At 57.8% G+C, this 6,747-nt stretch carries 7 protein-coding genes; all 7 read left to right on the forward strand.

Annotated features, from left to right (window positions below):
- On the forward strand, positions 1-1,509 hold a 1,509-nt coding region (gspD, locus tag AAAB16_RS17440), incomplete at its 5' end, for a type II secretion system secretin GspD (RefSeq protein WP_340664456.1).
- Positions 1,506-2,996 (forward strand): type II secretion system ATPase GspE, encoded by a 1,491-nt coding sequence (gene gspE, locus AAAB16_RS17445; RefSeq protein ID WP_340664457.1) that lies wholly within the window; start codon positions 1,506-1,508, stop codon positions 2,994-2,996. The genes gspD and gspE, both read left to right, overlap by 4 nt.
- A 4-nt stretch (positions 2,997-3,000) precedes the next feature.
- Complete coding sequence (gspF, locus tag AAAB16_RS17450) at positions 3,001-4,212, forward strand: type II secretion system inner membrane protein GspF (RefSeq protein WP_340664458.1); 1,212 nt, start codon at positions 3,001-3,003, stop codon at positions 4,210-4,212.
- Complete coding sequence (gspH, locus tag AAAB16_RS17455; protein WP_340664459.1) at positions 4,209-4,727, forward strand: type II secretion system minor pseudopilin GspH; 519 nt, start codon at positions 4,209-4,211, stop codon at positions 4,725-4,727. The genes gspF and gspH overlap by 4 nt, the downstream gene beginning before the upstream one ends.
- Positions 4,711-5,082 carry a type II secretion system minor pseudopilin GspI gene (gene gspI, locus AAAB16_RS17460; protein ID WP_340664460.1) on the forward strand — a complete coding sequence of 124 codons (372 nt, stop codon included), beginning with the start codon at positions 4,711-4,713 and terminating at the stop codon, positions 5,080-5,082. Before gspH ends, gspI begins: the two co-directional genes overlap by 17 nt.
- A complete protein-coding gene (gene gspJ, locus AAAB16_RS17465) occupies positions 5,079-5,708 on the forward strand; it encodes a type II secretion system minor pseudopilin GspJ (RefSeq protein WP_340664461.1) in 630 nt (209 codons plus the stop codon). Before gspI ends, gspJ begins: the two co-directional genes overlap by 4 nt.
- A complete protein-coding gene (gspK, locus tag AAAB16_RS17470; protein ID WP_340664462.1) occupies positions 5,701-6,594 on the forward strand; it encodes a type II secretion system minor pseudopilin GspK in 894 nt (297 codons plus the stop codon). Before gspJ ends, gspK begins: the two co-directional genes overlap by 8 nt.
- Positions 6,595-6,747: the final 153 nt, after the last annotated feature.

Raw genomic sequence — 6,747 nt, forward strand, 5'->3', positions numbered from 1 at the left:
CTGCACAACACCTCGGCCAACGATGTTGCCTCAGTGGTTCGCCCCTTGGTGGCTCCCGATGCCTATATCGCGCCGGCCATCAGCTCTAATGCTCTGGTGGTATCGGACAACGCCAGTAACGTCGAACGCATCCGTGAAGTCGTGGAGCAGCTCGACAGCGCCGGGCACAAAGAAATGCTCACGCTCAAACTGCAACATGCCTGGGCCGCTGATGTTGCCAAGTCGCTCAGCGAAAGCGTCTCCCAGGGTAGTAACGGTATCAATGCCGCCAAGGCAATTAGCGATGTGCGCAGCAACCGCGTCATTCTTGTAGGCCCGGAACCGGCCGTACGGCAAATGCAGCAGCTGGCAAGCACACTCGATGTGCCCGGCGATGCCAGCGATAACACCCGTGTGGTACGCCTTCACCACAGTGATGCCAAACAGTTGGAAACACTGCTGACCGGTATCGGCAAACGCTTGGGCGCAACCGCGCCAGGCAAAGAGAGTGCGGGCCAGGACGGCGGCGTTTTGATCAGCGCTGACGAAAGCCAGAATGCGCTAGTGATCATGGCCGATCCTGCTCAGTTGGCGATGTTCGACAAAATCATCGCCCAGCTTGACCGTCCACGTGCACAAGTGTTGGTCGAAGCCGCCATCGTCGAGGTCAGTGGTGATATTACCGACGCCCTTGGTGTGCAATGGGCTGGGCGCAGCGGGCATGCCGTGACTGGCTTCGACGGCTCAGGCGACGGCATATCCATTGGCAGCCTGATCCAAGGTATCGCAGGGTCAGCATTACCCACCTTGCCGAGCGGTGCGGTGATTGGCATTGGCGACCAGAACTTCGGCGCGCTGATCACCGCTTTGTCCAAGAACTCCAACAACAACCTGCTATCCACCCCTAGCCTGCTGACCCTGGATAACGAGCCGGCGGAAATTCTGGTGGGTCAAAACGTTCCGTTTGAGACTGGCTCTTACACCACCGACGCCAGTGGCGTAAGCAACCCCTTTACCACGGTGGAACGCAAAGATATCGGCATCACCCTCAAGGTCACTCCGCATATCAACGAAGGCAACACGTTACGTTTGAAGATTGAGCAAGAAAGCTCGGAGCTCGTGGCCGCACCGGCAGGCGTCACCACCAGTGATGTCATCACCAATAAACGCTTGGTCAAAAGCACTATCTTGGCTGACAACGGCCAAGTCATCGTCCTTGGTGGCCTGATCAAAGACAACATCAAAGAAGTGCACAGCAAGGTGCCGCTCTTAGGCGATATTCCGCTAGTCGGCGGGTTGTTTCGCAGTACGCGTGAGGTCAAAGAGAAGACCAACCTGATGGTTTTCCTAAGGCCGACGCTGCTACGTAGCAGCGAGAACATGGATGACGTAAGCCGCAAGCAATACAACCGCTTGGACAATCTGCCTACCGGTAAAGGGCAGCCCAATAGTTTGCTGATTCATAAAGACCCCCGCAGCCTGTTCGAAGACCGCGACGATGGCGTTGTCGATATGCGAGGCAAGCGATGAGTCGACCTGCCCGCCTACCGTTCAGCTATGCCCGGCGCCACAGCGTATTGCTGATATCCGACGATGCTACCGAGAACGCCACACTGTATTGCTGTGCCAGCACACCGTTGTCGATTCTCGCCGAGGTGCGTCGTCATCACGAGGCGCCACTGCACACTCAGCTTGTCGATGAAGAGCAGTTCTTCCGGCAACTGGCGGAGTTCTATCGTGACGGTCAGAGTGACGCCATGCAGGTGGCCGAGGGGCTAGGCGAGCAACTATCAGAAGATTTTGACCTGGCGAGCATGGCTGAACAGCTGCAACAAACTGTCGACCTGCTGGACCAGGAAAATGATGCGCCGATCATCCGCCTGATCAACGCCATTCTCAGCGAAGCGGTCAAAGCCAAAGCCTCGGATATCCACTTGGAAACCTTTGAGCACGCCTTGCTGGTGCGGCTGCGTATCGACGGCCTGCTGCGGGAAATTATCCGCCCTAGACGTGAGCTCGCCACCCTATTGGTTTCGCGCATCAAGGTGATGGCGAAAATGGACATCGCTGAAAAGCGCATTCCACAGGACGGCCGTATTGCCCTTCGTATTGCTGGCCATGAAGTCGATGTGCGGGTGTCGACCCTGCCCGCCACCCACGGAGAACGCGTGGTGATGCGCTTGCTGGATAAGCAGGCCGGGCGCTTAAGTTTGAGCAATCTGGGTATGTCGGTCGCTGACCAAACACGTCTGGAAGATGCCCTGCACCGCCCCCACGGCATTCTGCTAGTGACCGGCCCTACCGGCTCCGGCAAAACCACCACGCTGTATGCCGGCCTGGCAAGCCTTGACTGCCTGACCCACAACATTCTCACTATTGAAGATCCGGTCGAGTATCACCTTGCCGGCGTTGGCCAGACACAGGTCAATGACAAGGCGGGGATGTCATTTGCCCGAGGCCTGCGCGCCATCCTGCGGCAAGATCCAGATGTGGTCATGGTCGGTGAAATCCGCGATCGCGAGACCGCTGAAATCGCCGTGCAGGCGTCACTCACCGGCCACCTTGTACTGTCGACCCTGCACACCAATAGTGCGGTAGGGGCGATCACCCGTTTGGTGGATATTGGCATCGAACCCTTTCTGCTTTGCACCTCGCTGGTGGGTGTTCTTGCCCAGCATCTGGTGCGGGTTCTGTGCCCGTCTTGCAAGGTGCCTTACCAGGCCGATGCCAGCGCCTGCCAGCACTTGGGGCTCGACCCCACCTCCGCACTTACGCTGTATAAGCCAACCGGCTGCAGCACCTGCCAGAACACCGGTTATCGCGGTCGCCACGGTATTTATGAGTTGGTATTGATCGACGATGGCCTGCGCCAATTGATTCACGACGGCAGCGGCGAAGCGGATCTGCTGCGCCATGCCCGCCGCACCAGTGCCAGCATGTTTAGCGATGGCTGCGACAAAGTGCGGGGCGGGATCACCAGCCTCGAGGAACTGTTACGCGTCACGCGGGAGGGCTGACGCAATGGCAGCTTATGAATACCTGGCAATGAACCACGCGGGGAGTAAATCGCAGGGCGTATTGGAAGCAGACAGCCTGCGTCAGGCGCGGCAAATGCTCCGTGACCGCAAACTGATTCCGCTACAGGTGAAACGCGCACAAGGCAATCACGGCCAGGGAACCGGTAGGTCATCGGCACAGCGTTTGAATAGCACCGAACTGGCGCTACTGACGCGCCAGTTGGCCACGCTGGTACAGGCCGCATTACCGCTTGAAGATGTACTCGCAGCCGTCGCCGCACAGAGCGAGAAACGCCGTGTGCAAAGTATTGTGTTGAGCGTTCGCGCGCGCGTGCAACAGGGTTTCAGCTTGGCCGCCGCACTAGCCGAATACCCCCGGGCGTTCCCCAAGCTTTACCAAGCCACCGTAGCCGCCGGCGAAAAATCCGGTCACCTCGACCAAGTACTGATGCAACTGGCCGACTACACCGAAGCCCGCCAAGCCGCCTCACAGCAGATACAACTGGCGCTGCTGTATCCGGGAATCCTGTTGGTGGCATCGCTAAGCATCGTCAGCTTCCTGCTTGGCTACGTGGTACCGGATATCGTCAAAGTTTTCGTCGACAGCGGCCATCAGCTGCCGCTACTTACCCGTGCACTGATTAGAGCCAGCGCCTGGGTACGCGATTATGGCTGGGCGGGTCTACTGCTCATTACCGGCTTGGTGGTAGGCATAAACAGCGCACTGCGCCAGCCACATATCCGCCAACGCTGGCATCAAGTTCAACTCCACCTACCCCTATTCGGCAAGCTGGTGCGTGCCAGTAACTGCACGCGCTTTGTCAGCACGCTGGCCATCCTCGGCCGTAGCGGCGTGCCGCTGGTGGACGCACTGCATATCGCTGCAGAAGTAGTGGCCAACCAACATATCCGCGGCGCCATGAAGCGCGTAGCGCAAAGCGTACATGAAGGCGGCAGTCTGACTCGCGCGCTGGAGCAAAGCGGCGGCTTCCCGCCGATGATGCTGTACATGATTGCTAGCGGCGAACGCTCCAGCACCCTGGACAACATGCTGGACCGTGCGGCTCGCCAACAAGAGCAGTACCTGTCCAATCGCATTGCCGTACTTATGGGGCTATTCGAGCCATTAACGCTGGTGCTGATGGGCGCCGCCGTATTGGTCATTGTGCTGGCAATTCTGTTGCCGATCCTCGACCTCAATCAGTTGGTCGCATGAACCGCGCCCTCCACGTCAATCGTTCTGGCGGATTCACCTTGCTTGAAGTGCTGGTGGTGATGCTGCTGATGGGATTGCTGATCGGCATGGTGAGCTTTGTGCCACTAGGCACAAGCAGCCAACAGGCACGCCGCGAAGCTGAGCGGTTTGCCACTCTGGTCGAACTGTTACGTCAACAGGCGGTTGAGCGCAACCAGATTTATGGGGTGCAGATTGATGCCCAGCGTTACGCCGTACAAATGCTTGATGGCGATGGGCATTGGCAACCAGCGCAGGCGTTTCGCCCGCAGATACTGCAGGAAGGTCTGCACCTGCGCATCGACTTGTCGGCCGCCAAACCTTCAGTTACTGGCAACACTGTTGCCCCTAGGGCTATCGGCCGGCAACCGGATCTTTTGGTTCTGCCCAGCGACGAAACCTCACCATTCAAGCTCTGGCTTGAAAACGACAAAACAACGCTGCTGACCATCTCCAGTGATGGCCTGGACGAGGTGCAAATTGAAAGCGCCAAGTAAGGGGTTCACGCTGCTTGAAGTGATGGTTGCCCTGAGCATCTTTGCTCTGCTGTCCATCGCGCTGTATAGCGCCGCACAACATATCGCGAGTAATTCGGACGGACTGACCGAGCGCAGCTTGATGCACTGGATTGCGGATAACCGCATGAACGAATTGCGGGCAACTATGCGCCCGATAACCAATGGTGTTCAGCAAGAGCAGATCGAGTTTGGCGGACGATCCTGGCAGTTAACCAGTGACATCGGTAAGGCGCCAGATCGGCAGCTACGCAAAATCGAACTGACGGTATCAACCGCACCGATGATTCCCGCCAGAGAGATAAAGCTGCTCGGCTACATTGGAGTAAACCAATGACCCAGCGCGGCTTTACCCTTCTGGAAATGCTGATTGCCATAGCTTTATTCAGCCTGCTTGGCATGGCCTGCTATCAGCTCCTGGAGCGCACTCAACGCAGCGAGCAAAGCATCAGCCGCCACGAGTTGCAGTTACGCCAACTACAGCGGGCCCTAGGGATATTTGAACGTGATTTGCTGCAAGCGATCGCCATTCCCCTGAGCCAGGATCCAGACCGCACCAGCGCCCTGATTGGTACTGCCAGCGAGCTGTATCTGGTGCGCTCAGGTTGGAGCAACCCGCTTAATCAACCGCGCAGCGACCTGCTTGAAGTCCATCATTACTGGCAAGACGGCATATGGCGTCGCGACTATCAAAGCCCCCCCACCGAGGCCGGTAAAGCGCTTGAACAGCAGACCTCTTCAAGGCTTTCGCAAACGTTGCTGAGCGAGGTAACCGTCAAGCAACTTCGCTACATCGATTTTGCCGGACAACCACATGCCACCTGGCCCATCCAAGGTACGCCGCTCAGCTTGCCCATAGCCATTGAGCTAGTCGTGAACGCACCGGGCTTTAGCGATATTCGCCGCGTCATCCTGCTTCCCGGGCAGCAGCTGCTTCAAAGCGGAGCAATGCCCGGTGCTTAACGCTAAACGCCAACAGGGCTTCGCCTTGATTACCGTGCTGCTAATCACCGCGCTGGTAACCCTGATAATCAGCGACATGCTCGCGCGTCAACGCCTGACGCTTTACAGCACCGCCAACCAAACCTACCAGAAACAAATGTGGCAAATGGCGCTGAGCGGGGAGGCTTGGGCTCGCCAACGGTTAATACCTGCGGCTACGGAAAAACCCCAGCTCGACACTACCAACCTGGCACAACCCTGGGCGCAGCCGACCCCGGCATTTGAAATGGGTGAAGGCAAAATCCATATCCAGCTGGAGGATTTGAGCGCGCGTTTTAACCTCAACACCCTTCAAGCTCGTGGCGATCTAATTGCCCGAGCACGCTATCAACGCCTGCTCAACCAACTTGGCGTTACACCTCATGACCCGAGCATACTGCCCGCCCTGCTCGGCGCCGATGAGCAACCGCTGCCGTTTGCCAACAGCAGTGAGTTGCAGCGTTTACCGGAGCTCGCTAGCGACGCACTGCAACGCCTCGCCCCCTGGGTGACCACGCAAAAGAACACCGCGATCAACGTCAATACCGTTGGCGTTCCTGTGCTTGCCAGCATTGAAGGAATAGACCTGTCGGTAGCCAAAGCACTGGTGCAATCACGACCAAAGGAAGGCTACGCCAGCGTTCAAGCGTTTCTTGCCAACCCGCTGCTACTTGGCCGCAACCTCAGCAGTAACGGCCTGAGTGTGCGCAGCAAAGACTTCCTCGCCACCATTGATGTTGAGCTTGGCGAACGTAGCCTGCGGTTGCTGAGCACGCTGCACCTGGACAATGGCGGACAAGCCATTGTGCTCTACCGAACCCTCACCCAAATCCCCCCCTCCAAAAACAGCGAGAGCACTGCACCGTGAACGCCTGGCTTTATCTGCTTACTCCCACCGCCGACGCACAGGATTGCCGTTTTACGTGGTGGCACGCCGATCAACCGACACGTAGCTGCAACCTGCAAGAAGCCGCCAGCGATCTCTGCGGCACAACACTGACGCTCCTGCTGCCGATTGAGA

Source organism: Pseudomonas sp. (assembly GCF_037994325.1).
Taxonomy (GTDB): Bacteria; Pseudomonadota; Gammaproteobacteria; order Pseudomonadales; family Pseudomonadaceae; genus Aquipseudomonas.